Source organism: Mesorhizobium sp. B2-5-7 (genome assembly GCF_006440875.1).
Taxonomy (GTDB): Bacteria; Pseudomonadota; Alphaproteobacteria; order Rhizobiales; family Rhizobiaceae; genus Mesorhizobium; species Mesorhizobium australicum.
Genome location: NZ_VFUO01000003.1, coordinates 607,717 through 632,888, shown reverse-complemented (window position 1 = coordinate 632,888; position 25,172 = coordinate 607,717). Strand labels below are relative to the sequence as shown.

Annotated in this window: 25 protein-coding genes and 1 tRNA gene; 20 read left to right on the top strand and 6 right to left on the bottom strand. The window is 66.2% G+C overall.

Annotated features, from left to right (window positions below; genetic code table 11):
• Positions 1 to 26: 26 nt before the first annotated feature.
• A complete protein-coding gene (locus tag FJ543_RS16950; RefSeq protein WP_140876039.1) occupies positions 27 to 215 on the bottom strand; it encodes a hypothetical protein in 189 nt (62 codons plus the stop codon).
• 7 nt (positions 216 to 222) lie between these two features.
• On the bottom strand, positions 223 to 408 hold the full coding sequence (locus tag FJ543_RS16945; RefSeq protein WP_015314718.1) for a hypothetical protein: 186 nt from the start codon (positions 406 to 408) through the stop codon (positions 223 to 225).
• A gap of 165 nt (positions 409 to 573) precedes the next feature.
• On the opposite strand from FJ543_RS16945, the gene rsmI reads away from it, so the two are divergent.
• Positions 574 to 1,470, top strand: a complete 897-nt coding sequence (gene rsmI, locus FJ543_RS16940; protein WP_015314717.1) for a 16S rRNA (cytidine(1402)-2'-O)-methyltransferase — start codon at positions 574 to 576, stop codon at positions 1,468 to 1,470.
• An 81-nt stretch (positions 1,471 to 1,551) separates the two neighbouring features.
• A complete protein-coding gene (locus FJ543_RS16935) occupies positions 1,552 to 1,929 on the top strand; it encodes a YraN family protein (RefSeq protein WP_015314716.1) in 378 nt (125 codons plus the stop codon).
• A gap of 118 nt (positions 1,930 to 2,047) precedes the next feature.
• Here FJ543_RS16935 and FJ543_RS16930 read toward each other — a convergent pair whose 3' ends face one another.
• The gene (locus tag FJ543_RS16930) at positions 2,048 to 2,854 is read right to left on the bottom strand and encodes an undecaprenyl-diphosphate phosphatase (protein ID WP_015314715.1); all 807 of its coding nucleotides are present in this window, start codon (positions 2,852 to 2,854) and stop codon (positions 2,048 to 2,050) included.
• 232 nt (positions 2,855 to 3,086) lie between these two features.
• On the opposite strand from FJ543_RS16930, the gene FJ543_RS16925 reads away from it, so the two are divergent.
• The 11 genes from FJ543_RS16925 (at position 3,087) to FJ543_RS16875 (ending at position 14,048) form a co-directional block, all read left to right on the top strand.
• Positions 3,087 to 3,779, top strand: coding sequence for a glutathione S-transferase family protein (locus FJ543_RS16925; RefSeq protein WP_015314714.1), 693 nt, complete (start codon positions 3,087 to 3,089; stop codon positions 3,777 to 3,779).
• Positions 3,760 to 4,914 (top strand): tRNA epoxyqueuosine(34) reductase QueG, encoded by a 1,155-nt coding sequence (queG, locus tag FJ543_RS16920; protein WP_140876037.1) that lies wholly within the window; start codon positions 3,760 to 3,762, stop codon positions 4,912 to 4,914. Before FJ543_RS16925 ends, queG begins: the two co-directional genes overlap by 20 nt.
• On the top strand, positions 4,911 to 5,819 hold the full coding sequence (locus tag FJ543_RS16915) for an SDR family oxidoreductase (protein ID WP_140876035.1): 909 nt from the start codon (positions 4,911 to 4,913) through the stop codon (positions 5,817 to 5,819). The genes queG and FJ543_RS16915 overlap by 4 nt, the downstream gene beginning before the upstream one ends.
• Positions 5,820 to 5,883: 64 nt before the next feature.
• The gene (mepA, locus tag FJ543_RS16910; RefSeq protein ID WP_140876033.1) at positions 5,884 to 6,969 is read left to right on the top strand and encodes a penicillin-insensitive murein endopeptidase; all 1,086 of its coding nucleotides are present in this window, start codon (positions 5,884 to 5,886) and stop codon (positions 6,967 to 6,969) included.
• A 183-nt stretch (positions 6,970 to 7,152) separates the two neighbouring features.
• Positions 7,153 to 8,199, top strand: a complete 1,047-nt coding sequence (locus tag FJ543_RS16905; RefSeq protein ID WP_140876031.1) for a glucokinase — start codon at positions 7,153 to 7,155, stop codon at positions 8,197 to 8,199.
• A 77-nt stretch (positions 8,200 to 8,276) separates the two neighbouring features.
• On the top strand, positions 8,277 to 10,136 hold the full coding sequence (locus FJ543_RS16900; RefSeq protein ID WP_140876029.1) for an ABC transporter ATP-binding protein: 1,860 nt from the start codon (positions 8,277 to 8,279) through the stop codon (positions 10,134 to 10,136).
• Positions 10,133 to 10,972, top strand: coding sequence for a 4-hydroxy-tetrahydrodipicolinate reductase (dapB, locus tag FJ543_RS16895; protein WP_140619833.1), 840 nt, complete (start codon positions 10,133 to 10,135; stop codon positions 10,970 to 10,972). Before FJ543_RS16900 ends, dapB begins: the two co-directional genes overlap by 4 nt.
• Before the next feature lie 87 nt (positions 10,973 to 11,059).
• Positions 11,060 to 11,680 (top strand): 2,3-bisphosphoglycerate-dependent phosphoglycerate mutase, encoded by a 621-nt coding sequence (locus FJ543_RS16890; protein ID WP_015314707.1) that lies wholly within the window; start codon positions 11,060 to 11,062, stop codon positions 11,678 to 11,680.
• 73 nt (positions 11,681 to 11,753) lie between these two features.
• Positions 11,754 to 11,838: transfer RNA gene (locus FJ543_RS16885), tRNA-Leu, on the top strand.
• A 151-nt stretch (positions 11,839 to 11,989) separates the two neighbouring features.
• Complete coding sequence (locus FJ543_RS16880; RefSeq protein WP_015314706.1) at positions 11,990 to 13,669, top strand: FAD-dependent oxidoreductase; 1,680 nt, start codon at positions 11,990 to 11,992, stop codon at positions 13,667 to 13,669.
• Positions 13,670 to 13,739: 70 nt separating this feature from the next.
• Positions 13,740 to 14,048 (top strand): UBP-type zinc finger domain-containing protein, encoded by a 309-nt coding sequence (locus FJ543_RS16875; protein ID WP_015314705.1) that lies wholly within the window; start codon positions 13,740 to 13,742, stop codon positions 14,046 to 14,048.
• Between the two features lie 39 nt (positions 14,049 to 14,087).
• On the opposite strand, the gene FJ543_RS16870 is transcribed toward FJ543_RS16875, so the two are convergent.
• Entirely contained in the window at positions 14,088 to 14,264 is a 177-nt protein-coding gene (locus tag FJ543_RS16870; RefSeq protein WP_015314704.1) for a hypothetical protein, read from the bottom strand.
• Positions 14,265 to 14,362: 98 nt separating this feature from the next.
• The gene (locus FJ543_RS16865) at positions 14,363 to 16,405 is read right to left on the bottom strand and encodes a BTAD domain-containing putative transcriptional regulator (protein ID WP_041163614.1); all 2,043 of its coding nucleotides are present in this window, start codon (positions 16,403 to 16,405) and stop codon (positions 14,363 to 14,365) included.
• A gap of 193 nt (positions 16,406 to 16,598) precedes the next feature.
• Here FJ543_RS16865 and FJ543_RS16860 point away from each other — a divergent pair, with 193 nt between their 5' ends.
• The 3 genes from FJ543_RS16860 to FJ543_RS16850 are packed head-to-tail and all read left to right on the top strand — an operon-like array spanning position 16,599 to position 19,591.
• Positions 16,599 to 17,684: a pyridoxal-phosphate dependent enzyme gene (locus FJ543_RS16860; RefSeq protein ID WP_015314702.1), complete on the top strand. Its 1,086-nt coding sequence runs from the start codon at positions 16,599 to 16,601 to the stop codon at positions 17,682 to 17,684.
• A gap of 13 nt (positions 17,685 to 17,697) precedes the next feature.
• Positions 17,698 to 19,185 (top strand): aspartate aminotransferase family protein, encoded by a 1,488-nt coding sequence (locus FJ543_RS16855; protein WP_140876027.1) that lies wholly within the window; start codon positions 17,698 to 17,700, stop codon positions 19,183 to 19,185.
• Positions 19,186 to 19,234: 49 nt separating this feature from the next.
• A complete protein-coding gene (locus FJ543_RS16850) occupies positions 19,235 to 19,591 on the top strand; it encodes a hypothetical protein (RefSeq protein WP_015314700.1) in 357 nt (118 codons plus the stop codon).
• Between the two features lie 32 nt (positions 19,592 to 19,623).
• Here FJ543_RS16850 and FJ543_RS16845 read toward each other — a convergent pair whose 3' ends face one another.
• The gene (locus tag FJ543_RS16845; RefSeq protein WP_140876025.1) at positions 19,624 to 21,144 is read right to left on the bottom strand and encodes a winged helix-turn-helix domain-containing tetratricopeptide repeat protein; all 1,521 of its coding nucleotides are present in this window, start codon (positions 21,142 to 21,144) and stop codon (positions 19,624 to 19,626) included.
• Between the two features lie 235 nt (positions 21,145 to 21,379).
• Between FJ543_RS16845 and FJ543_RS16840 the strand changes: the two genes are divergently transcribed.
• From FJ543_RS16840 to FJ543_RS16825, 4 genes are all read left to right on the top strand, one after another.
• On the top strand, positions 21,380 to 21,616 hold the full coding sequence (locus FJ543_RS16840) for a DUF1127 domain-containing protein (RefSeq protein WP_140824612.1): 237 nt from the start codon (positions 21,380 to 21,382) through the stop codon (positions 21,614 to 21,616).
• Positions 21,617 to 21,733: 117 nt separating this feature from the next.
• Complete coding sequence (locus FJ543_RS16835; RefSeq protein ID WP_140824613.1) at positions 21,734 to 22,105, top strand: hypothetical protein; 372 nt, start codon at positions 21,734 to 21,736, stop codon at positions 22,103 to 22,105.
• 173 nt (positions 22,106 to 22,278) lie between these two features.
• A complete protein-coding gene (locus FJ543_RS16830) occupies positions 22,279 to 22,905 on the top strand; it encodes a CDGSH iron-sulfur domain-containing protein (protein ID WP_140876202.1) in 627 nt (208 codons plus the stop codon).
• Positions 22,906 to 23,024: 119 nt separating this feature from the next.
• Positions 23,025 to 25,067 (top strand): hydantoinase/oxoprolinase family protein, encoded by a 2,043-nt coding sequence (locus FJ543_RS16825; protein ID WP_140876023.1) that lies wholly within the window; start codon positions 23,025 to 23,027, stop codon positions 25,065 to 25,067.
• The last annotated feature ends 105 nt before the right edge of the window (positions 25,068 to 25,172 follow it).

Below are 25,172 nucleotides of genomic sequence, written 5' to 3'. Positions count from 1 at the left end.
CTGTCGTCTCGCCGATCTGAACCAGATCAGGCGTCGTGTTTGTGGCGATGCTTTCCGCGATCCTTCTCGGCGTGGGACTCTCCGGAGCGCACCGGCTTGGCGTTGTCCTTGTCGCGGCGCCCTCGGTGCTGGTCGCCTATCGGAGATAGCGGCACGCCGTGGCGCGCGGTTCTCGTTTCGAGACGGGTGATGAAAATATCGAAGCGATTGGGCATCGTCCGGTCAGTGCTCCGTCGTGCTGTCGGGTTTGTTGTCGGAAAGCCTGACATCCGTCGGCAAGGCAATCGCGGCCTGCTTGGTCAGGCTGGTGTCGTCCCGGGCCGGCAGCCGCTTGTCCTGGCGTGCGGCAATTCGGCCGCGGCCGGCATAGTAGGGCTCGAAAGCGTCCTGTATCGTCAGGCTGTCCATCCTGTCCTCCCTTGGGAATCAGGGGCTAAATCTGCCAAAACCGGTTTCGTTCCCTACTGTGGCGAAGGAATGGCGACTGCCTTACATCGGTGTGAGTTTTGCAAGCCGGCGCCAGCCATGCCAAATGGGTTTGGCAAGCCAACAGGCTGAACGGAGACGGCATCGGTGACTGGCGAAACGGGCAAGCGCAGCTATGTGGTCGGGCAGACCGAGATCGCGGCCCGTCCGCTCGATCCGGCGCTCTATCTGGTGGCGACGCCGATCGGCAACCTCGCCGACATCACGCTGCGCGCGCTGGAGACGCTGGCCGCCGCCGACATCGTCGCCTGCGAGGACACGCGCGTGTCGCGCGTGCTGCTCGACCGCTACGGCATCCGCCGGCGCACCACGGCCTATCATGAACACAATGCGGGCGAGGCCGGGCCGAAGCTGATCGCGGCGCTCGAAGCCGGCCAGAGCGTGGCGCTGATCTCGGATGCCGGCACACCGCTGGTCTCCGATCCCGGCTACCGGCTGGTCGGCGAGGCGCTCGACCACGGCATCCGCGTCGTGCCGATCCCCGGCCCCTCGGCGCCGCTTGCCGCGCTGACGGCGTCGGGCCTGCCGTCGGACGCTTTCCTGTTCGCCGGCTTCCTGCCGGTTAAATCGGGACAACGCCTGGCCCGGCTGGAGGCCCTGAGAGCCGTGCCGGCGACGCTGATCTTCTTCGAATCGCCGCGCCGGCTGGCCGAGTCGCTCGGCGCCATGGTCGAGGCGCTCGGCGGCGAGCGCAAGGCCGCCATCGGCCGCGAATTGACCAAGACGTTCGAGGAGATGCGCACCGGCACGCTGCGGGCGCTCGCCGACCACTACGCGGGGGCCGATACGCCCAGGGGCGAGATCGTCGTCTGCGTCGGCGCCGCCGAGGCCAAGGCCGACGAACCTGAAGACATCGATCGCCTGCTCTTGTCGCTCGCCGCTGAAATGCCCGCCTCCAAGGCGGCGGCGGAAGCGGCGAAAATGACCGGCGGCCAGAAGCAGGCGCTATATCGGCGGCTGCTCGAGCTCAAGGACAGACCATGATCCCGAAATGCGGAAACCGGTTTTCTCGGACAAACGGTTCCGTTTGTCCAAAAGTCATGGCCGAGCAACGAGAAACCAGCGGTGGCTGAGCGCCCGAGCGCCAGCCGCCAAAAGGCCTACCGGCGCGGCCATCGCGGCGAATGGCTGGCGGCGGCCGCGCTGATGTTGAAGGGCTACCGGATTCTCGCGCGCCGCCACCGCACCCGCTTCGGCGAGATCGACCTGATTGCGCGGCGCGGCGACCTCGTCCTGTTCGTCGAGGTCAAGGCGCGCCGCACGCTGATAGAGGCCATGGAGGCGATCGGTCACGAATCGGAGCGCCGCATCGAGGGTGCTGCCGATATCTGGCTGTCCCGCCAGCCCGACTATGGCAGGCTGTCGATGCGCTTCGACATGGTCGCCGTGCTGCCGTGGCGCTGGCCGGTGCATGTCCCGAATGCGTTTTACGGAAGGAGTTGACAGAAATCCGTGCGAGGCAGCCCCCTCATCCGGCCGCTAGGGGAGAGGTCGGGTTGCCCCGAATTGCCCCTCTCAATTCGGTTGGCAATCCCGGTGAGGGGCCTGCAACAACGCACGTTCAGCCCCAGATCATCAACGCCACCAGCCCGACGATCCCCACCACCAGGCGCCACCAGCCGAACAGCGAGTAGCCGTTGCGCGACACGTAGTCGAGCAGGTAGCGCACCACGACCAAGGCCGTGACGAAAGCGGCGACGAAGCCGATGGCGATGATCGGCAGATCGGCCGAGGTCAGCACGTTGCGGTTCTTGAACAGGTCGAAGGCGAAGGCGCCGACCATGGTCGGGATGGCGAGGAAGAAGGAAAATTCCGCCGCCGCCCGCTTGTCGACGCCCAGAAGCAGCGCGCCGACGATGGTCGAGCCCGAACGCGACGTGCCGGGGATCAGCGACAGGCACTGGAACAGGCCGATCTGCAGGTAGAGTCTGGTCGGGAACCGCTCGACGTCGCGATAGACCGGCTTGAGGTTCATTCGGTCGACGACCAGCAGCACGACGCCGCCGATGATCAGCATGATGCAGATCAGTCGGGGTGATTCGAACAGCACAGTCTTGATGAAATCATGCGCCAGCGCGCCGATGATCGCCGCCGGCAGGAAGGCGATGAGGATGCCGATGACGAAATGCCGCGTCAGCCGGTCATGCGGCAGGTCGAGCAGCATCTGCCACAGGCGCCGGAAATAGACGCTGAGGATGGCCAGGATGGCGCCGAGCTGGATCAGGATCTCGAAGGCCTTGCCGGTCGACTGGAAGCCGAGGAAATGGCCGGCGAGCAGGATGTGGCCGGTCGAGGACACCGGGATGAATTCGGTCAACCCCTCCAGCAGGCCAAGCAGCAGGGCTTCGACGATGGTCTGGCTTTCCATTTCTACCTCGGCATTGGCGTGACGGCTAACAGAATGGCTTGCTTGTCATGGCGCCGAAGTCCCCCTATAGGTCGCAACACCCCTGACGGCCCGCTAGCCGGGCGGCCAAGACTTACCGGTGCGCCCTGCGATTCGCCAGTGTGGCAATCCGGAATTCGCCATACCTGGAACGAGCGCGACGCGCGAATTCCGAATTCTGAACGACACCAGTGCGCTTTATCATCGCGGAACCATGCTGACGCTTTTCCACCATCCCATGTTCGCTACCTGCCGCTTCGTCCGCCTCGCCTTTGGCGAGTATGGCGAGGAGCTGGCGCTGATCGAGGAAAAGCCGTGGACGCGGCGCAAGGAGTTCCTGGCGCTGAACCCGGCCGGTACACTGCCGATCCTGCTGGCCGAAGGCGACGTGCCGATCATCGGCGCGACGGTGATTTCCGAATATCTCGACGAGACGCGGGGCGTGCTCAAGCGCGACAAGCGGCTGTTCGCCGAGGACCCGATGCAGCGCGCCGAAATCCGCCGGCTGATCGACTGGTATCTCAACAAGGCCGAAAGCGAAGTGACGCGCCATCTGGTGCGCGAACGCGTGCTGAAGCCGGTGATGCCGGAAACGGCGGGCGGCGGCTCGCCCGATTCAGGCGCCATCCGCGCCGCGCGCGCCAACATCCGCCAGCACATGAAATACACTAACTGGCTGGCGGGCACCCGTCATTGGCTGGCCGGCGGCAGGGTCACCTATGCCGATCTGGCGGCCGCCGCGACGCTGTCGGTGCTCGATTATCTCGGCGAGATCGACTGGCGCGAACACCCCGCCGCGCGCGAATGGTACACGCGGGTGAAGTCGCGGCCCTCCTTCCGGCCGCTCCTGACCGACCGCGTGCGCGGCCTGTCGCCGGTATCGCACTATGCGGATCTCGACTTCTGACGCGTCGAAACTGCGCGCGCTGATCGACGCGGAGGCGCGGCGCGCCGGCTTCGACGCGGTCGCCGTCACCACCCCGGATGCCATCCCGCTGGCGCCGGCCCGCCTGGCCGAATTCATCGCCGACGGCTTTCACGGCTCGATGGACTGGATTGCCGAGACGATTGCGCGCCGCGGCGAGCCATCCACGCTGTGGCCCGACGTGCGCTCGATCATCGTGCTGGCGATGAATTACGGGCCGGACCATGATCCGCGCGACGTGCTGGCCAGGCGCGATCGCGGCGCGATCTCGGTCTACGCGAAAAACCGCGATTATCACGAGGTCATGAAGGGCCGGCTGAAGGAGATCGCCGGCAAGATCGTCGCGCGCGCCGGCGGCGACGTGAAGGTCTTCGTCGACACGGCGCCCGTGATGGAAAAGCCGCTGGCGGAAGCAGCGGGGCTGGGCTGGCAAGGCAAGCACACCAACCTAGTCAGCCGCGAGCACGGCTCCTGGCTGTTCCTCGGCACCATCTTCACCACGGCCGAACTGGAACCGGACAAGCCCGAGATCGACCATTGCGGCTCCTGCCGCGCCTGCCTCGACGCCTGCCCGACCGACGCGTTCCCCGCGCCCTACAGGCTCGATGCGCGGCGCTGCATCTCCTATCTCACGATCGAGAACAAGGGGCCGATCCCGCATGAATTTCGGGAAAAGATCGGCAACCGCATCTATGGCTGCGACGACTGCCTCGCCGCTTGTCCTTGGAACAAATTCGCCCGCGCCGCATCCGAGGCCAAGCTCGCCGCGCGCGACGATCTGCGCGAGCCGCCGCTCGCCGATCTCTTGGCCCTCGACGATGCCGGCTTCCGCGCCTTCTTCTCCGGTTCGCCGATCAAACGCATCGGCCGCGACCGTTTCGTCCGCAACGTGCTGATCGCCGCCGGCAATTCCTGCGACGGCGCGCTCGTCGGCGTCGTCCGGGGCCTGCTCGGCGATGCCTCGCCGCTGGTGCGGGGCGCGGCAATATGGGCGCTGGCGCGGCTGGTGCCGGAAACCGAATATGCCGAACGGGCCGCGAACGGCTTGAACAGTGAGGACGACGCGGCGGTGCGCGAGGAATGGCGCCTGGCGCGGCCAAGCAGGGCGCATGCATGAGCGGAAAACAGGTCTTCATCTTCGGTGCCGGCTATTCCGGAACGGCCTTTGCCCGCGCCAATAGGGGAACCGCCAGCATCTTTGGCACGACACGCTCCGAGGAAAAATTCGAAGCGCTGCGCAAGGCCGGCATCGTCCCGCTGCTGTTCGACGGCAAGTTGACGAACGAAATCGGCGATGCGCTGGAGAAAACCACGCATCTGGTGGTTTCGGTCGGTCCGGAAGAAGCCGGCGATCCGGTGTTGAATGCCGCTCGCGAGGCAATCGCAGGGATGCCGGCGCTGGAATGGATCGGCTATCTCTCGACCGTCGGCGTCTATGGCGATCATGGCGGCGCCTGGGTCGACGAGACGGCCGCCTGCCGGCCGGTGTCGAAGCGCTCGGTGATGCGGGTCGAGGCCGAGCGGGCGTGGTTGAGGCTTGGCGAGGACATCGGGCGCCCAGTGGCGATCCTGCGGCTATCCGGCATCTACGGCCCCGGCCGCAACGCGCTGGTCAATCTGGAGAACGGCACTGCCAGGCGGCTGGTCAAGCCGGACCAGGTGTTCAACCGCATCCATTGCGACGACATATCAGGCGCGCTGTGGCTTCTGATCAGCGGCAATAGAGGCGGCATCTTCAACGTCACCGACGATGAGCCGGCGCCGCCGCAGGATGTCGTCGCCTACGCCGCACATCTGATGAGCGTTGAGCCGCCGCCCGAAATTCCCTTCGACAGCGCCCAACTTTCGCCCATGGCGCGATCCTTCTATGGCGAGAACAAGCGGGTCGCCAATGCGGCGATCAAGGCGGCGGGCTATCGGTTTCGCTTTCCCGACTATCGCGCCGCTTTCGACCATATGTGGGCAAGCGGCGACTGGCGTGACGGTGCGCCGCGCAGCCCGATGAGGGGCGTGAAGGGATAGGATGATCGAAGCGTGGCGCTTGGCGTGGTATGATTCGGCGATTGCAGGCACGGGGGTGCGGTTCATGAAATCATCGATGCGGTCGCTTTGCCCCAGAAATGCGGTATTGGCGGCAGCGCTGGCTCTGGCAGGCCTGGCCGCGCAGCCGGCAGCGGCCGAGGAGCGGGCGAAAGACCTGTTCGGCGCCGAGAAGCTGCCGACGGCCACCGCCCCGCAATCCTTCGGCTTCTATTCCAAGGGCTGTTTTGCCGGCGGCGTCGCCATTCCCATGGATGGTCCGACCTGGCAGGTGATGCGGCCATCGCGCAACCGCCGCTGGGGCCATCCGGCGATGATCGCGCTGATCGAGAGATTGTCGCGCGACGCCGTCGCCGACGGTTGGCCGGGCCTGTTGATCGGCGACATCGCGCAGCCACGCGGCGGCCCGATGCTATCAGGTCATGCCTCGCACCAGATCGGGCTCGACGCCGACATCTGGCTGACGCCGATGCCCGACCGCACCATGACCAGGGCGCAGCGCGAGACCATGAGCGCCATCTTGATGGTCGACGACAAGACGCATCTTGTGAAAGACGCGCTGTGGACGCCGGCGCACACGCGGCTTTTGAAGCGCGCGGCGAGCTATCCGGAGGTCGAGCGCATCCTGGTCAATCCCGGCATCAAGAAAAAGCTCTGCGACACGGTCAAGGGTGACCGCTCGTGGCTACGCAAGATCAGGCCGTTCTGGGGCCACGACTACCATTTCCACATGCGCATCGGCTGCCAGCCGGGCTCGCCCAATTGCAAGGCGCAGGAAGCAACGCCGGAGGATGATGGCTGCGGCAAGCCGCTGGCCTGGTGGTTCACGCAGGAGCCGTGGCGGCCGAACAAGAACCCGGATGCGCCCAAGGCACGTGACCTGATGACGATGGCCAACCTGCCCAAGGAATGCCGCGCGGTGCTCGACGCGCCGGGGCCTGCCTCGGCCGAGGCCGCGACCTATCACGGCGACGCCGTGCCGGTCGCGGTGGCGGTGCCTGAGCCGGAAGCGCCGTCGCTGCCCGCCGTCACGGCAAGCGGCACCGCCGGCCTGCCAAGCGCGGTGAACGCCTTCACCGCGACGCCCGAGGTCGGCGTACCGGTGCCGCGGCCACGGCCGCCAGCGAAGTGATTGGCGCGCCACCCGCAGGCTCAATCGGTTTAGCCCCCGTTTTCATGGAACAGTGGCCGTTTGGCCGCAGAACCTCTCCCTGCGCGCCACCAGGCCCGAAAACCGTTTCCCTTTTCAAACTCATGCGCTAGTCAACGCAGGAACGGCGAAACGCCGTCGCGGGCGCCGGGGACGGACGAGAGCATGCCAAGCACGGGCGATGACGAGACTTTGCTGCGGTTTCCGATCCTGATCGGCGATATCGGCGGCACCAATGCGCGGTTTTCGATCGTGCTCGACGCCAATTCCGGGGCCGGCGAGCCGATCATCGTCCAGACCGCCAATTACAACACCATCGACGAGGCGATCCAGGCGGCGGTGCTCGATCGGTCCTCGGTTCGCCCCAATTCGGCGGTGCTGGCCGTGGCCGGCCCGGTCGACGGCGACGAGATCGAGCTCACCAACTGTCCCTGGGTCGTCAAGCCGAGGCAGATGTTCGCCAATCTTGGGCTGAGCGACATTGTCGTGCTCAACGATTTCGAGGCGCAGGCGCTGGCCGTCGTGGCGCTTGGCGAAGAGCACATGGAAAAGATCGGCGGCGGCGCGCCGGAGCCCAATGCCGGCCGCGTCGTGCTTGGCCCCGGGACCGGGCTCGGCGTCGCCGGGCTGGTCCACGCGCTGCATCACTGGATCCCGGTGCCCGGCGAAGGCGGTCATATGGACATCGGGCCGCGCACACCGCGCGATTTCGAGGTTTTCCCGCATATCGAGAAGCTCGAGGGCCGCATTTCGGGCGAACAGATCCTGTGCGGACGCGGTCTCGTCAACGTCTACCGGGCGGTGGCCAAGGCGGATGGAAAGCCGTCGCCCTTCACCACGCCGGCCGAAGTCACCGGTGCGGCGTTGGCCAAGACCGATCCGGTGGCGCAGGAAGCCCTCGAGACCTTCGTCACCTGCCTCGGCCGCACCGCCGGCGACCTGGCGCTGGTGTTCATGAGCAGGGGCGGCGTGTTCCTCACCGGCGGCATCGCGCAAAAGATCGTGCCGGCGCTGAAGGAGGGCAATTTCCGCGCCGCCTTCGAGGACAAGGCGCCGCACAGCGCGCTGATGCGCACCATGCCGGTCTATGTCATCACCCATCCGCTGGCTGCCCTTCTCGGCCTTGCCGCCTATGCCAGGAACCCCTCGCTGTTCGGCGTCCAGACATCGGGCCGGCGCTGGCGCGACGAAGTTAGTCACCCCAAGGCATAGGCAAGCCGGCTGCTTGGCGGTAATAGGGGTGCCGAATTGCCCGGCCACGGGAAGCGAAACCGACAAAGCCCTCTGATTTGACACTTCAAACTCCAAACAAGCTGAAAGCCCGGCCCGGCGAGGTCACAGCGGTGCTGCGCCGCATTCTCGCTGAGAACAGCCACGACTATCGCTGGACTTATGTGATGGTCATCACCTGCTCGCTGATCGTTTCGGGCACGACCGCCTTCACGGCCTGGATCATGGCCCCGATGGTCAACCAGATCTTCTACGAACGGCGTGGCGACGCGATCGTGTGGATCTGCGCAGGCTTCATGGCGGCCTTCCTGCTGCGTGGCTTTGCCGGCTATGGCCAGGCGGTGGCGCTGGCCAAGATCGGCAACAATCTGGTGGCGCGCTACCAGAAGCGCATTTTCGATCACCTGATGAAGCTCGGCGTCGGCTTCTTCAATGATACACGCTCCGGCCGGCTGGCGGCGCAGGTCAACGAAAACGTCGGCGGCATCCGCGACCTCCTGTCCTTGACGCTGACCTCGATCACCCGCGACGCGGTGACGCTGCTCGGCCTGCTCGGCGTCATGGTCTACCAGGATCCGGTCCTGTCGCTCAGTTCGCTGCTGATCGGACCGCCGCTGATCTGGGCCGTCGTCTACCTCACCCGTCGCGTGCGGCGCATTACCCGCGAATCCGTGCTGATCAATTCGCGCCTGATCGGCGCCGTGCAGGAAGCCACGCAAGGCATCGCCATCGTCAAGGCCTTCACCATGGAGGACGAACTGTCCGGCCGCATCGGCAAGCTCGCCAGCGACGCCGAACAGCGCTCGAACAAGATTGCCCGCGTCTCCGAACGGCTGTCGCCGATTTCCGACATGCTGGCCGGCTTCGCCGTCACCTCCGTCATCGCCTATTCCGGTTACCGGGCTCTGGTTCTCGGGCAGCCGCCTGGCGCGGTCTTCTCCTTCATCACGGCGCTGATCCTGGCCTATGATCCGGCGCGCCGCTTGGCACGCATGCAGGTCGGCATGGAACGGGCTCTGGTCAATGCACGCATGATCTACGAACTGCTCGACCTCGAGCCGAAGCAGGGCGACGCGCCTGGCGCTACCAAGGCAAACTTCACCACGGGCGAAGTGCGCTTCAACAACGTGTCCTTCCGCTATGTCGAAGAGACGCCTGTCCTTCAGGACCTCAGCTTTGTCGCCGCCGCCGGCAAGATGACCGCCGTCATCGGCGCCTCCGGTGCCGGCAAGACCACACTGGTGGCGCTGCTGCAGCGCTTCTACGACGTCGAGAGCGGTACGATCGAGATCGATGGCCAGGACATTTCCAAGGTCACCAAACAGTCGCTGCGCGGCTCGATAGCCTATGTCTCGCAGGCGCCCTATCTGTTCGAGGGCACCATCCGCGACAACATCCGCTATGGCCGCCCCTCGGCCACCGATGCCGAGATCGAGCAGGCCGCGCGACTGGCCGCGGCCGACGAGTTCATCCGCCAGCAGCCGCAAGGGTATGACACGCCGGTCGGCGAGAATGGCGCCACGCTTTCCGGCGGCCAGCGCCAGCGCGTGTCGATTGCCCGCGCCATTGTGCGCCAGGCGCCGATCCTGCTGCTCGACGAGGCGACATCGGCGCTCGACAACGAGGCCGAAGCGCGCGTCCAGCAGGCGCTCACCAAGGTCATGGAAGGGCGCACCACCATCGTCATTGCGCACCGCCTGTCCACCGTGGTCAATGCCGACCACATCATCGTGCTGGAACAGGGCCATCTGGTCGAAGAGGGCACGCATGCCTCGCTGATGGCCGACCCGCACAGCGTCTATGCCCGTTTCCACCGGATACAGGGCGTCAAGGGCCTGGGGCTTGTCGACGACAGCGCCCCGGCCGAGAGTTCGGTTCAGGAACTAGAGACCCAGGACATCGCCGGGAGCACGCCATGAGCGAGACCACATCAGGCGAGCCGGCCGGCGATATGGGCCTTGTGGTGGCCGGCGCGGCCGGCCGCATGGGCCAGACGCTGATCCGCGCCATCCACGCCATTCCGGGCGCCCGCGTCATCGGCGCGGTCGAGCGCCCGGATTCGCCTCACCTGGGCAAGGATGCGGGGGAACTCGCCGGCGTCGGCCGCATCGACGTGGCGATCGGCAGCGATCCGTTGCCGGTCTTCGCCAGGGCCGACGGCGTGCTCGATTTCACCACCCCGGCCTCGACGGTCGAGTTCGCCGGTTACGCGGCGCAGGCGCGCATCGTCCATGTCATCGGCACGACAGGCTGTTCGGCCGACGACAACGCGAAAATCGCTGCCGCCGCCCGCCACGCGACCATCGTCAAGTCGGGCAATATGAGCCTCGGCGTCAATCTGCTGGCGGTGCTGGTCGAACAGGCGGCACGCGCGCTCGACGCCGACGATTTCGACATCGAGATCCTCGAAATGCACCACAGGCACAAGGTCGACGCGCCTTCGGGCACGGCGCTTCTGCTCGGCGAAGCGGCCGCCGCCGGGCGCGGCATCGCGCTGGCCGGCAATGATGTGCGTTCGCGCGACGGCCATACGGGTGTGCGACAAACCGGCTCGATCGGTTTTGCCACGCTGCGCGGTGGCTCGGTAGTTGGCGACCACAGCGTGATCCTGGCCGGCACCGGCGAGCGCATCACGCTGTCGCACCATGCCGAGGACCGCGCCATCTTCGCCCGCGGTGCCGTCAAGGCCGCACTTTGGGCGCATGGCCAGAAGCCGGGACTGTATTCGATGCGGGACGTGCTTGGGCTTGCCTGAAACGACCCTGAACCATCTTCGTTCTTACGCAGGACGGAAAACCGCTACACACTTTTCCTGGAATGCTCAGACCCCAGAGGAGCAAAAATGTCGAGAACCCTCGTGCTCGTGCGCCACGGCCAGAGCGAATGGAACCTGAAGAACCTGTTCACCGGCTGGCGCGACGTCGACCTGACGGAGCAGGGCCATGCCGAGGCCAAGGCCGCCGGCCAAAAACTCAAGGCGCGCGGCCTGAAGTTCGATATCGCCTTCACCTCGGCGCTGACCCGGGCGCAAAAAACCTGCCAGCACATTCTCGACGCGGTCGGCCAGAGCGACTTGCAGACCGTTCGCGACCAAGCGCTGAACGAGCGCGACTATGGCGACCTCTCCGGCCTCAACAAGGACGACGCGCGCCAGAAATGGGGCGAGGAGCAGGTGCATGTCTGGCGCCGCTCCTATGATGTGCCGCCGCCCGCCGGCGAAAGCCTGAAGGACACCGGCGCCCGCGTCTGGCCCTATTACCTGCACGATCTGCAACCGCATGTGCTGCGCGGCGGCACGGTGCTGGTCGCCGCCCACGGCAATTCGCTGCGCGCGCTGATCATGGCGCTGGACGGCAAGTCGGGCGAGGAGATCGTCAAGCTGGAACTCGGCACCGGCGTGCCGGTGATCTACCAGCTCAACGCCGATTCGACCGTGGCTTCGAAGGAAGTGCTGGAAGGCTAAGCCGGCAAGCGAGCAGCGGGTTTAAAAAAGCGCGTTGACAGCAATCGCTTGCCCGCTTATTGAGCCCGCACCAGCCCAGATGGCGGAATTGGTAGACGCGCACGGTTCAGGTCCGTGTTCCGCAAGGAGTGGAGGTTCGAGTCCTCTTCTGGGCACCAAATTCCCGTTTTGAACCATTCGATCGGTTCAGAAACCCTGAGAAAAAGCCCGGTTCGTCCGGGCTTTTTTCTTGCCCGATGACCTGCCCTCCTGGCCAGTCCCCGAACAAACCGCTTCAAACCGCGCGCCCCCTTCGCTACGCTCGCGACCATGTCTCAATCCAGCACCGCGATCTTCGGCGCCCGCCGCGACCAGGCTTTTCCCGTCCTCGCCGAGGCGGACATCGAGCGCATGCGCCGGTTCGGCGAGGCCAGTGCCTATGCCGCCGGCGAGCACATTTTCGAGGCCGGCGATGTGTCCCCGGGACTGATCGTGGTGCTGGCGGGCAAGGTCGATATCACCCAGGACGGCAAATTTGGCCGGCGCGAGACGATCGTCACGCATGGCCCGGGCAGCTTCGCCGGCGAGCTGGCGCAGCTTTCGGCCCGTCCCTCGCTGGTCAATGCGCAGGCGGCCGAGCCGGTCGAGGCGTTCGTCATCCCGTCGCAGCGGCTGCGCGACCTGATGGTGCAGGAGGCCAATCTCGGCGAGCGCATCATGCGGGCGCTGATCCTGCGCCGCGTCGGGCTGCTCGAGAGCGGCACGATCGGTCCCATCATCGTCGGACCTGCCGACAATGGCGACGTCCTTCGCCTGCAAGGCTTTCTCGCCCGCAGCGGCCAGCCGCACCGCGTGCTCGATTCCAAAACCGATCCTTGCGCGAAGACGCTGTTCGAGCACTTCCAGGTCGATCCCCACCACCTGCCGGTCGTGCTGTGCCCGAATGGCAGGCTGCTGCTCAATCCGGCGGAGAAGGACCTCGCCCGCTGCATCGGCCTGCTGCGGCCGGTCGACGCCAGCAAGGTCTATGACGTCGCCATCGTCGGCGCCGGACCGGCCGGTCTGGCGGCGTCGGTCTACGCGGCCTCGGAAGGGCTGTCGACGATTGTGCTCGATTGCCGTGCCTTCGGCGGCCAGGCCGGCGCCTCCGCTCGCATCGAGAACTATCTCGGCTTCCCCACCGGCATTACCGGCATGGCGCTGATGGCGCGCGCCTACAACCAGGCGCAGAAATTCGGCGTCGAGATGGTCATCCCCGACGAGGTGAAGCTGCTCGGTGCCGCCACCGACGGTGCGCGCTACCAGCTCGCGGTCGGCGACGGCGAGACGGTGCGCACGCGCTCGGTGGTCATCGCCAGCGGCGCGCGCTATCGCCGCCTCGATGTCGCCAATCTCGCCGAGTTCGAGGGCACATCAGTGCATTATTGGGCCTCGCCCATCGAAGCACGGCTTTGCGGCGGCCAGGAAGTGGCGCTGGTCGGCGCCGGCAATTCGGCCGGCCAGGCGGCCGTCTACCTGGCCAGCCAGGTCAGGAAAGTAGCGCTGCTGGCGCGTGGCGGCAGCCTCGAGGCCTCGATGTCGCGTTACCTCGTCGAGCGCATCAGGGCGCAGCCGAACATCGAGGTGCTGACCGGCGCCGAAATCGAGGCGCTGGACGGCGAGGCAGGCAATCTCGCCACGGTACGCTGGCGCGACCGCTCGAGCGGCGCCTCGACGACGCGGCCGATCCGCCATCTCTTCCTGTTCATCGGCGCCGACCCGAACACCGATTGGCTCGCCCAATCCGACGTGGCGCTGGATGCCAGGGGTTTCATCCGCACCGGATCGGACATAGCATCGGCCCATGGCGTGATGGAGACCAGCCGCAGCGGCGTGTTCGCCATCGGCGACGTGCGCTCCGGCTCGGTCAAACGCGTCGCGGCGGCTGTCGGCGAGGGCGCCCAGGTGGTGGCGGCGCTGCATGCATTTCTTGCGCGGGACGGCAGCCAGGCCGGCGCGCCTCAAGTATGATCCCGAAAAGTGGGAAACCGGTTTTCGGAAAAGATCATGCTTCGAATGAGAGATAGGTCGGGAGAGTGTGATGGCGGATGAATGCAAGCACGCCGCTGGGATCAAGGACGTGACGCCGAGCGCGCTCGGCTGCGAGGAGTGCCTGAAGAGCGGCTCGTGGTGGGTGCATCTGCGGCTCTGCCGCACCTGCGGCCATGTCGGCTGCTGCGACGACTCCCCCAACCGCCACGCCACCAAGCATTTTCACGCCACCAGCCATCCCGTCATAGAGGGTTACGACCCGCCGGAAGGCTGGGGCTGGTGCTACGTCGACGAGGTTTTTCTGGACCTCGGCGACCGCACCACCCCGCAGAACGGCCCGATCCCGCGCTTCTATTGAATGCTGCGAAGAGCAGGGGGAAAGCGGGTTCGGCCTGATTTATCGCACCGATCCGGTGACCGTGCGGTCAACGTCGGGAACGGATTTGCGATCGTTGCCGGCAAGGGCGGCGATGAGCAGCAGGCTGGCAACCACCGGCACGAACAGGATGGCGACGCGGGCTTGTACATAAAAAATGGCGCGCCATTCGCTGCGCTTCTCAGGGCTGTCGCTCATCATACTCACTTTGCAATCGACCCCCCGTAGGTCACATAGCCGCCAACGGTTAAGCAACTCCTTCCGACTTCGTTAACGCAGGTGTTCAAGCACGAAATTCAGCCGAGCCCGATCCGCCTGGCGCCTTGCCGAAACAACGCCTCGGCATCGGGCTCGAAGCGGAAAGTGGCGATGAAATCGTCGGCGCGGTAGTCCGGCAACGTCTTGCGGATGGCGGCGGCAAAGCCGCGCGCCTCTTCGAGCCGCCCCGCCAGTGCCAGGCAATGTGCCGCGATCGCCAGGATGATGGCGTGCGCGTTCGGCCGGGCGGCTGCCTTCAGCGCCCATCCGGCCGCCTCCTCGAACTGGCCGAGCCGGACGTGCGCCATGGCCCGCGCCCCCAGCATGCCGAACAGCAGCGGATCGAAAGGGCTGAGATGGCGCGAATGGTCGGAGGAGCCGATCGCCGCCCGCGGGTCGCCCGACTGCGAATGGACGAAGGACAGCGCATAATGGCCGAGCGCGAAATTGGGGCTGAGTTTGACCGCCTGTTCCAGTTCGCCGAGCGCGCCGTCCTGTTCGCCGCGCAGCCACAGCGCCCGCCCCATCGCCCAGTGCGCGGCCGGATTGTGGTCATCGACCAGCAAGCTCTGCCCGGCACTCTCGAAGGCCAGCGCGCTTTCGCGATCGCGGTCGCCCCAGCGCTGGAAGGCGTTCTGCCAATGGGTGAAGGACAGGCCGGCATAGGCGCGGGCGAAGGTCGGATCAAGCCGCAGGGCGCTGGCAAAGAAGTGCCGTGCCGTTTCGTTCTCGGCCTGCGTGAAACGGTACATGTGCCAAAGGCCACGGTGGTAGGCCTCCCAGGCATTGAGCGAGTTGGGAGCCTTGAGCAGGGCGCGGTTGCGTTCGACCGTCTCGATCTCGGCCGAGATCGACGACACGATGCTGTCGCCAATGTCGTCGAGCACGGCGAAGATGTCGTCCGGACGGCGCTCGAAGGTCTCGGCCCAGACGATCCTGGCCGTGCGCACCTCGACGAGTTCGACGCTGACGATCAGGCGGCCGGCCATGCTGCGCACCGTTCCCGTGGCGACATAGTCGACCTTCAGCCGGCGGCCCGCCTCCTCGGGCGCAATACCTTTGTCGGCCAGCGCGAACACCGATCCGCGCGCGATCACGAAGAAATCCCGCAGCTTGGCGAGACGGGTGATGATGTCGTGGGTGAGGCCGTCGGCGAGCCCGCCGCGCGGACCGGCTTCCTCGACAAACGGCATCACCGCCAGCGACGCGTGGCTCGGCTCGACAGGATCAGGAGCCGGCGGACCAGGGTTGGGCGGGTCTAGCGGGAACCCCGATTGCGATGCTGTGGACCGGCAGGCCGGCAGCGTCCGCGGCGAGGCAGCCGACTGCTGGTCGCGGATCGCCCGCCAGGCAGATTGCAGCGGGGCGAAATCCAGGTCTTCCGACTGGAACAACTGTGCCGCCACCACCAGATGCTTCTCGGCCGCGGCGATCTCGCCGCGCCGCGCGAGGCTCGCCAGCAGCGCCGTATGCGCGCGACCGTCGAAAGGCGCGAGTTCCACCCATCTGTCGAGATGCGCTATGCCCTCGCCGCAATCAGTGGGGAGACTGGCGACGAGCTGTTCCAGCACCGCCGCGTGGATCGACCGGAAGCGGCGACGCTGGCCGATTAGCCAGCTGTTGAAGTGCGGATTGCGTTCGAGCTCCAACCCGTCGAGAAAATCGCCGGCGAAGAGTTTGGCCAGCGCGCGCAACTGCTGCGCATCCAGCGTGCCGGCCCGGTGCGTGGCGGCATGGCTGATCTCCAACGCATCGACAAGGCAGGCGCCGAGATCGAGCGCGACCGTATCGTCCTGCGTGCGGACACGGCGCCGGTCCGGCGTGTCGAGGGCGCCGCGCAGCTTGCTCAGGCACCAGCGCAACTCGCCTCGCGGATCGTTGGGCACGTCCCACAGAAGTTCGCACAGGCGGCCGCGCCCGACCGGATGTGGCGCCAGCACGAGATAGGCAAGCAGCGCTCGCAGCTTGCGCGAGGCCGGCAATGCCGTCGGCACGCCGTTACGCGTGATCGCCAGCGGCCCGAGCAGCCGCACCGACAGGCAGGGCAGGCCGCTGTCCTGCCTCGATGCTGCGGATTCCACGTCCGTTTCCACGCCTGCTCCCACGCTGGCCTGTCGGCCCCTTGTGTATCACCAAAAGCGACAAGGCGCATCCAGTGGCGGTCATTGCCGCATCGCCGGAACGTCAGTCTTAGCGCGGCAAGGTCTCGAAACCTCGCCGCCCAGGCCGCCGGTTTGTAACCGGCCCGTGAGAACACGATCGAGGAGATCGACGATGTTGAACAAACAACAAATCAGAACCACCGCGGGGCGCGGCCGATTGTTCGACAGCATCCTGGACACCGTCGGCGACACGCCGGTGGTACGCGTCAACAATCTGGGTCCGGCCCATGCGACCATCTACGTCAAGGCCGAGTTCTTCAACCCGGGCGCCTCGGTGAAGGATCGGCTGGCGCTCAACATCATCGAAGAGGGCGAACGCAGCGGCGCGCTGAAGCCCGGCCAGACCGTGGTCGAGGCGACCAGCGGCAACACCGGCATCGGGCTTGCCATGGTCTGCGCGCAGAAAGGCTATCCGCTGGTCGTCACCATGGCCGACAGCTTTTCCGTCGAGCGCCGCAAGCTGATGCGCATGCTGGGCGCCAAGGTGGTGCTGACGCCACGCGCCGAAAAAGGTTTTGGCATGTACAAGAAGGCGGTCGAACTGGCCGAGGCCAATGGCTGGTTCCTCGCCCGCCAGTTCGAGACCGCCGCCAACGCCGCTATCCACGAGTCGACGACCGCGCGCGAAATCATCAATGATTTCGCCGGCTCGCGGCTCGACTGCTTCGTCACCGGCTATGGCACCGGCGGCACGGTCGTCGGCGTGGCGCGGGTCTTGCGCCGCGAACGGCCCGACACCCGCATCGTGCTCTCGGAACCGGCCAACGCGCAACTGATCGGCAGCGGCAAGGCGCAGCAGCGCGGTGCCGATGGCGCGCCAGCCGCCAGCCACCCGGCCTTCGAGCCGCATCCCGTCCAGGGCTGGACGCCGGACTTCATCCCCAACGTGCTGCAGGAGGCGATCGACGCCAGCCTCTATGACGAGGTGATGCCGATCGCCGGTCCGGAGGGCATCAAATGGGCGCGGGCGCTGGCGCGGAAGGAAGGCATCTTCACCGGCATTTCCGGCGGCGCCACCTTCGCCGTCGCGCGCCAGGTCGCCGAGAAGGCGGCGGCCGGATCGGTGATCCTGTGCATGCTGCCCGACACGGGCGAGCGCTACATGTCGACGCCGCTATTCGACGGCGTCGAGGCTGAAATGGATGCCGATGAGCTGGCGCTCTCGCGCTCGACGCCCGGCTGCCAGTTCCCGGCTTGATAGGGAGATCGCCATGGACGTCGCGCGGGAATCTGCTGGCATGGTGGCCGAGGAAACGCTTGATCCGCCTGACTGGGCCGAAGTGCAGGCCCTGTCGCGCCGGGCCGTCGATGAAGCCGTCAACTATCTGCGCGACGTGCGAGACCGTCCGGTCTGGCGGGAAATGCCGGCGGATGTGAGAGGCATGTTCCGCGCGCCCTTGCCGCGCTCGCCGACGCCACTTGCCGCCGTTTATGGCGAGGTCTCCCGCACCGTGATGTCCTATCCGATGGGCAACATCCATCCACGGTTCTGGTCGTGGTATATGGGGTCCAGCAACTTCACCGGCGCGCTCGGCGATTTCCTGGCGGCGATCCAGGGCTCCAACCTCGGCGGCGGCAACCATGCCGCCGGGCTGATGGACAGCCAGGTGGTGAACTGGTGCAAGGAGATGCTGGGCTTTCCGGCCTCGGCCTCCGGCACGCTGGTCAGCGGCGGCTCGATGGCCAACATCATCGGGCTGACGGTGGCGCGCAACGTCAAGGCGGGCGTCGATGTGCGCGAGCACGGCGTTTCAGCCATCGAGAAGCCGCTGCGCTTCTATGGCTCGGATCAGATCCACGCCTGCCACCGCAAGGCCATGGAGGCACTTGGCCTTGGCAATCGGGCGCTGCGCCGCATCCCGACGGATGCCGGACTGCGGATCGACATCGACGCCTTGCGCGCCGCGATCTCCGAGGACCGGGCAGCCGGGTTCAAGCCGGCTTGCGTCATCGGCACCGCCGGTACGGTCAACACCGGCGCGATCGACGACCTGCGGGCGCTTGCCAGGCTGGCGCGGGAGGAAGACCTCTGGTTTCACGTCGATGGTTGCATCGGCGCGCTGATCGCCATCGCCCCGCAAAACGCCCACCGCGTCGCCGGCATCGAATGGGCCGATTCGGTCGCGCTCGATCCCCACAAATGGCTGCATTCGCCCTTCGAGGTCGGCTGTGCCCTGGTCAGGGACGCCGCCGCGCATCGCGGGGCTTTCGCGGTGACGCCGGAATATCTGGAATCGACGCCGCGCGGCCTCGCTTCCGGCGAATGGTTGCACGATTATGGTCTGCAGACGTCGCGCGGCTTTCGTGCCTTGAAAGTGTGGATGGCACTGAAGGAACATGGCGTCGAAAAATTCGGCCGCCTGATCGACCAGAACATCGCGCAGGTCTCCTATCTGGCCGGGCTGATCGAGGCCGAGCCTTCGCTGGAGCTTGCGGCGGCGCCGACCACCAACATCGTCTGCTTCCGCTATCAGCCCGGTTTGGCGGGCGAAGCGCTGAAGGCGCTCAACACCGAGATCATGTTGCGGCTGCAGGAGCAAGGCATCGCTGCACTCTCCGACACCACCGTGCATGGCGGGCACTGGCTGCGTGTGGCGATCACCAACCATCGCACCCGACGCGACGATCTCGATCTGCTGGTGCGTGAAGTGGTGAGGCTCGGACGTGAGATCACCGCGCAGGGCCACGTGTCTTCCTAGTTCCGGGCCGCCGTGCGAACCTGCCCGCGGTGATTCGGGGAGGTCGGCGGTGACGCTGTTTCGCATGCTTGCGCTGGCGGCACTGGTCCTGGCCAATTCGGCCGAGGCCGCCGACATGGCCTTTTTCGTCAAGAACCTGCGCAAGGAGGGGGTCGCGGTCGAGCTGTTCAGCCGCGATCGCGAGACCGTCTGGCCGGGCAACGACAAGGTGTTCCTTGTCGATCCGGGCTCGCAGAAATCAGTGCCGATCTCCTGCAATCAGGGCGAACGCATCTGCTATGGCGCCTGGGTCGATGGCAATGACAAGATTTCCGCCGGCGTCGGGCCAGACAACGACCAGCCTTGCGATACCTGCTGCTTCATCTGCGTGGAGCACACGACCGAAACCATCGACCTGGTGCCGTAGCGGCGCTTCGGTGCAGGAGCCACCCCGGCGCGTCAGTCGGGAAGGCCGGCCTTGCCAAAGCCATCGAGGAAGTGCTCGCGCGTCGCGTCGTCGCGGAAGGGCTCCGTCCAGACCCAATGGCGGGTCGTGAAATGCGGGTTGCCGACGAGGAACAGTTCCACCTCCGTGCGTGCCTCCTCGAGCCGGCCAAGTTGCGCAAGGCTTGCCGCCAGGAAGCGGCGTGAGCTGGTGCGGTAGGTCTCGTCCCGGCGCAGCGTCTCGACGGCGCCTGCGTAGTCGCGCGCCGCATATTGCGCCTGGCCGAGCGTCAGATAGTACCAGCTCGGTGGAAACGGGTTCAGCCGGAACGCCTTGCGGATTTGCTCCAGGGCCTCCTCGACCCGCCCGGCCAGGGTCGTTATGTCGGACAATGTCGCCCACGCATCGGCCTCGTTCGGGTCGAGTTCGAACGCCCTGGCGAATTCGGCCTCCGACTCGGCGAACTCATGCTCATAGGCAAGCAAATTGCCGAGCACCCAGTGGCACCCGGCATCGTTGGGATCGATCGCGACCGCCTTGCGCGCCAGCTCCAGGGCAATGCGGCGGTTAGGGTCGATAGGCTCGCCCCAATGCACCCATCCCATCCAGTGGTTCATGGCAAGCCAGCGATAGGCCTCGGCGTAGTGGGGATCGAGCGCAACCGCGCGCGTCAGCATCAGATGCGCTTCCCGTGCGGTCTGCGGCGAATCATCGATCAGCTTGCGCGCCCGCACGCACAGGTCGTAGGCGTCGAGATTGGCGGGCCGGTTGCGTGGCGGCGGTGCGCGCAGCCGGCCGAGCAGCGCCTCCACGATCTTGGCGGTCACCTCGTCCTGGACGGCAAAGATATCGTCCAGGCCGCGGTCGAAGCGTTCCGCCCATAGATGGTCGCCGCTGGCCGCGTCGACCAGCTGCGCGTTGATGCGCACCCGCCCCGCATCGCGCCGCGCGCTGCCCTCCAGCAGATAACGAACGCCGAGTTCCCTGGCGATCTCGCGCACGTCCATTGCCTTTCCCTTGTAGGCAAAAGTCGAATTGCGCGCGATGACGAACAGGCCGGAGATCCTGGACAGGTCGGTGATCAGGTCTTCGGTCAAGCCGTCGCAGAAAGAGTCCTGCCCGGCATCGTTGCTGAAATTGACGAAGGGCAGCACCGCTATCGAAGGCTTGTCCGGCAGCGGCAAGGGTTTCGGCTTGGCGCCGGCGAGCTGTTCGACGGCCCCCGTGAAACGATAGCCGACGCGCGGAACGGTCGTGATCCATTCCCCGCCCCCTTCACCCACAATGCCGGGCGGGCCGAGCAGCTTGCGCAGCTGCGCGATCTGGACGGTGAGGTTGCCTTCCTCGACGGCCGTGCCCGGCCACGCCGCGTCCATCAGTTCGGCTTTTCCCAGGATTTCGCCGGGTTTTGCGACGAGCGCCGCAAGCAGCTTCAGCCCGCGATAGCCAACGGCAACGGGATCGTCGTTCCGAAGCAGCGTTCCCGCACCCGGATCAAGCACGAACGGACCAAAGGCGAAGCGCTCTCCCTGCATTGGCGCATCTATAGACAATTCCGGGAAAAGTGCGAAGCGGTTTCGCCAGGAAACGCGGGGCTAGCCCTCCCGAGAGTGGCGTCAAAACAAACAGTTAGCGCAAGTTTGGAACTTTTGAGAACTATTTGGGAGGGCTTAATTACGGCGCCGCTCGTATCCTGCAGAATTCAATCTCTTTCCGGGTGAGGTCCACGGTTCCCAACGGTGTGGGCCGCCAAACCCAATGGAGGTTGCCATGAACAATACAATCGCATCGGTCCAGCATCGGGCAGTGCGGCCGGGTGTGCCCGTCCAACGATCGTCGCATCCGCGCTCCCTGCGAAGCCTATTGGCAAGCTGGCGCGAGCGGACACGCTTTCGCTGGGACCTCAAACGAATGTCCGAGGTCAGTCCGCATCTGATCGACGATATTGGCCTGACGCAATTGCAGGCCAAGGCTGAGATCGCCAAGCTGCCATTCTGGCAGCGCTAAGGCGAAATGCCGCGACGATCTGGAAACAATCGCCGGCATCATCCCTTTAGCGGCGGGCCGTGTCGTGCCATGATCCCCTATCGGCCGTGGGGGCCGATTCTACATCGGGGGTTTTCCATGTCGTTCACATTCGCGCGCCGGCTCGCCGCCGCGTTTTCGCTTGCCGTCCTGTCTGCATCGGCCGCCCAGGCCGGCGACGTCACCTTCGCTGTCAAGAACAGCCATCCCAACGCCATGCGTCTGGAACTCTATAGCCAGGACCGCGACTATGTCTGGCCTGGCAGTGGCAAGGATTTTTATCTCGACGACGGCGAGACCAAGCAGCTGCCGATTTCCTGCAACGAAGGCGAATCGATCTGCTACGGCGCCTGGGTCGATGGCGATGAGGGCACCTATTGGGGCGTCGGCCCCGGCAACAAGGAAAAATGCGAGGATTGCTGCTACACCTGCAGCGGCGGCGAAACCGAGGAGATCGATCTGGTCCCCTGACCGGTTGCCGGCTTGACGGTTTTCCTGTTCGAGCCATAGCTTGGCCATGCATGCCGCCCAAAACCGGCTTCCGGTTTTGGCGCGACGACATGTATCGAAACAAGACCATACCCAAGGGTACGCCGCGCCTGTGCATTCAGGAGCGGCGTACTCCAGGCAACAGGAGCACCGCGATGGCCGGCACGGTCGAGGGCAAAAAAATCGACATCGGGTTTTCCGGCAAGCGCTGCATCCATTCGCGCAATTGCGTGCTCGGCGACCCGCATGTCTTCGTGCCCAACGCGCCGGGCCAGTGGATCCATCCCGAGGCGGCCAGCGTCGAGAAGATCGTCGCACTGGCCGAGAACTGCCCCTCGGGCGCCATCACCTATGCGCGCAAGGATGGCGGCCCGCGGGAAAAGCCGCCCGTGGTCAACACCGTGCGGCTGCGCGAAAACGGCCCGCTGGCGGTGCATGCCGAGATCGTGCTTGGCGCCGAGACGTTTTTCCGCGCCACGCTTTGCCGCTGCGGCGCCTCCGAGAACAAGCCGTTCTGCGACAACAGCCATATCAAGGCGGGCTTTGCCGCCACCGGAGAACCGGCGCTGAAGGACACGCCGGCGCTGGAGGTCCGCGACGGACCGCTGCAGGCGACGCCGACCACGAACGGCCCGCTCAAGCTCGAAGGCAATGTCGAGATCGTCACCGGCACCGGCCACACGATCGACCGCACCACGAAGGTCTTCCTGTGCCGCTGCGGCCACTCGGCCAACAAGCCGTTCTGCGATGGGTCGCACAAGAAGGTTGGGTTTGTGGCGTAGGTAGCCAATCTCCCCCTCGAGGGGGAGATCGCTTGTGGCCCATCTCTCCCGGCTTTATCCGCAAGCCGGTATCGGCTAAGGGCAGGCAACCCAACAATCTGCCCGGACTTTCGCCCAAAATGACCGCCAAGACCAAGCCCGCCCCGCTATTCCTCGGCATCGACACCGGCGGCACCTACACCGATGCCGTGTTGTGGTCCGAGACCGAAGGTCCGCGGGAGGGGCCGAACAAGGGCAAGGTGCTGGCCAAGGCCAAGGCGCTGACCACGCGGCATGATCTGGCCGTCGGCATTTCGGGCGCCGTCGATGCGGTGCTGGAAAAGGCGGGCACCAATCCGGCCGATATCAAACTGGTCTCGATGTCGACGACGCTCGCCACCAATGCGCTGGTCGAGGGCCAGGGCGGTCGCGTGGCTCTGGTCATGATCGGCTTTTCCGAGGCCGATCTTGCCCGCGACGGGCTGAAGACCGCGCTCGGCACCGACCCGGTGGTGTTTTGTGCGGGCGGCCATGATGTGCATGGCAATGCCGGCAAGCTCGACCTGTCCGGGCTGGAGGCGATGCTGCCGGAACTCGGCGTGTCGGTGTCCGGCTTTGCCGTCTGTGCCTATTTCGCCACCCGCAATCCGGCGCACGAAATCGCCGCCCGCGAGCTGATCCGCGACAGGACCGGCCTCCCGGTTACGGCGAGCCATGAGCTGTCGGCCAAGCTCGGCGGTCCGCGCCGGGCGCTCACCACGCTGCTCAATGCCAGGCTGATCTCGATGATCGACCGGCTGGTGGCGGCGACCGAGGGGTTCCTTCAGGCCCGCAACATCGCCGCTCCGTTGATGGTTGTGCGCGGCGATGGCGCGCTGGTTTCGGCGGCGTTTGCCCGCCAGCGGCCGATCGAGACGATCCTCTCCGGCCCCGCCGCCAGCCTGGTCGGCGCCCGCCACATGACCGGGCTCGACAACGCGGTGGTCTCCGACATTGGCGGCACCACCACCGACGTTGCCGTGCTCGACGGCGGCCGGCCGCGGCTCGATCCGGAAGGCGCCACCGTCGGCGGTTTCCGCACCATGGTCGAGGCGGTCGCGATGCGCACTTTCGGCCTCGGCGGCGATTCCGAAGTGATGCTGGAGGATGGCGCGCTCAATCCGAAAATCCTGCTCGGGCCGCGCCGCCTGGTGCCGCTGGCGCTGTCCGGCATGGCGCATGGCGAGGCGGTGACGGCGGAACTCGAACGCCAGTTGCGTGCGCCCAACACAGGCCGCATGGATGGCCGCTTCGCGGTCCGCACCGGCGTGCCTGACAGGCTCGCCGCGGGGCTGACCGCCCCCGAGGCAAAGCTCTACGAAGCGATCGGCGCGACGCCGCTTGCCCTCGACAGGCTGCTGACCTCGAATGCCCAGAATGCCACGCTGAACCGGCTGGTCTCGCGCGGGCTGGTGCACATCTCGGGCTTCACCCCGTCGGACGCCGCGCACGTGCTTGGCAAACAGGCGAACTGGGATGCCGCCGCCGCCCGCCTTGGCGCCGAACTGTTCGCCCGCAGGCGCGATGGCCGTGGCCAGGCCATCGCGGCCTCGCCGGAAGTGATCTCTGAACGGGTGCTCTTGACCCTGACGCGCTGGTCGGCCGAATACATCCTGGAAACCGCTTTTGCCGAGGACGGGCTCGACGGCGCGGCGACGGTGGCGCACGCGCTGGTGCAGCGCGCCGTCGACGCTCACCCCGGCATCGCCCGCCTCAGCGTCGCGCTCGACCGGCCGGTCATCGGGCTCGGCGCTTCGGCGCCGCTGCACTATGCCGGCCTGGCGCCCTTGGTCGGCAATGACTGCGTCGTGCCCCGGGATACCGACGTCGCCAACGCGCTCGGCGCCGTCGTCGGCCAGGTCAGGGTTTCGGCGGAGGCCCGCGTCAGCCAGCCCAAGGAAGGCCTGTTCCGGCTTGCCTCGGGTGAGATGGTGCGCGATTTCCTCGACGAGGCTGCGGCGATCGCGGCCGCCGAGGCCGATGTGCGCGCCATTGTCGCCCAGCGGGCTCTTGATGCCGGCACCGACAGCGCCGAGATCGATGTGGCGACGGAGTTCCGGGTCTCGACTGTCGAAGCGCAGCGCATGTTCATCGAAGCGCATATCGTGGCGGTGGCCTCGGGCAGGCCGAGGATCGCGGTTTGAGGAAGAAGAGCCATCTCCGCCCTCCTCGGGGAGATTGGCCAACCGCCCAAAATGCCCCACCTACACCCTAAGCTGAATTGACCCTGCACCCCTGACATGCCAAAC

What these genes read in the sequence shown, in the direction of transcription:
- FJ543_RS16855 (WP_140876027.1), top strand. Translation starts at nt 17,698, where the DNA reads ATGGACGTCGCGCGGGAATCTGCTGGCATGGTGGCCGAGGAAACGCTT.
- FJ543_RS16835 (WP_140824613.1), top strand. Translation starts at nt 21,734, where the DNA reads ATGTCGTTCACATTCGCGCGCCGGCTCGCCGCCGCGTTTTCGCTTGCC.
- FJ543_RS16890 (WP_015314707.1), top strand. Translation starts at nt 11,060, where the DNA reads ATGTCGAGAACCCTCGTGCTCGTGCGCCACGGCCAGAGCGAATGGAAC.
- FJ543_RS16930 (WP_015314715.1), bottom strand. Translation starts at nt 2,854, where the DNA reads ATGGAAAGCCAGACCATCGTCGAAGCCCTGCTGCTTGGCCTGCTGGAG.
- FJ543_RS16925 (WP_015314714.1), top strand. Translation starts at nt 3,087, where the DNA reads ATGCTGACGCTTTTCCACCATCCCATGTTCGCTACCTGCCGCTTCGTC.
- FJ543_RS16880 (WP_015314706.1), top strand. Translation starts at nt 11,990, where the DNA reads ATGTCTCAATCCAGCACCGCGATCTTCGGCGCCCGCCGCGACCAGGCT.
- FJ543_RS16875 (WP_015314705.1), top strand. Translation starts at nt 13,740, where the DNA reads ATGGCGGATGAATGCAAGCACGCCGCTGGGATCAAGGACGTGACGCCG.
- FJ543_RS16845 (WP_140876025.1), bottom strand. Translation starts at nt 21,144, where the DNA reads ATGCAGGGAGAGCGCTTCGCCTTTGGTCCGTTCGTGCTTGATCCGGGT.
- FJ543_RS16945 (WP_015314718.1), bottom strand. Translation starts at nt 408, where the DNA reads ATGGACAGCCTGACGATACAGGACGCTTTCGAGCCCTACTATGCCGGC.
- FJ543_RS16840 (WP_140824612.1), top strand. Translation starts at nt 21,380, where the DNA reads ATGAACAATACAATCGCATCGGTCCAGCATCGGGCAGTGCGGCCGGGT.
- FJ543_RS16825 (WP_140876023.1), top strand. Translation starts at nt 23,025, where the DNA reads ATGACCGCCAAGACCAAGCCCGCCCCGCTATTCCTCGGCATCGACACC.
- FJ543_RS16915 (WP_140876035.1), top strand. Translation starts at nt 4,911, where the DNA reads ATGAGCGGAAAACAGGTCTTCATCTTCGGTGCCGGCTATTCCGGAACG.
- FJ543_RS16870 (WP_015314704.1), bottom strand. Translation starts at nt 14,264, where the DNA reads ATGAGCGACAGCCCTGAGAAGCGCAGCGAATGGCGCGCCATTTTTTAT.
- FJ543_RS16830 (WP_140876202.1), top strand. Translation starts at nt 22,279, where the DNA reads ATGGCCGGCACGGTCGAGGGCAAAAAAATCGACATCGGGTTTTCCGGC.
- mepA (WP_140876033.1), top strand. Translation starts at nt 5,884, where the DNA reads ATGAAATCATCGATGCGGTCGCTTTGCCCCAGAAATGCGGTATTGGCG.
- FJ543_RS16860 (WP_015314702.1), top strand. Translation starts at nt 16,599, where the DNA reads ATGTTGAACAAACAACAAATCAGAACCACCGCGGGGCGCGGCCGATTG.
- queG (WP_140876037.1), top strand. Translation starts at nt 3,760, where the DNA reads ATGCGGATCTCGACTTCTGACGCGTCGAAACTGCGCGCGCTGATCGAC.
- dapB (WP_140619833.1), top strand. Translation starts at nt 10,133, where the DNA reads ATGAGCGAGACCACATCAGGCGAGCCGGCCGGCGATATGGGCCTTGTG.
- FJ543_RS16950 (WP_140876039.1), bottom strand. Translation starts at nt 215, where the DNA reads ATGCCCAATCGCTTCGATATTTTCATCACCCGTCTCGAAACGAGAACC.
- FJ543_RS16905 (WP_140876031.1), top strand. Translation starts at nt 7,153, where the DNA reads ATGCCAAGCACGGGCGATGACGAGACTTTGCTGCGGTTTCCGATCCTG.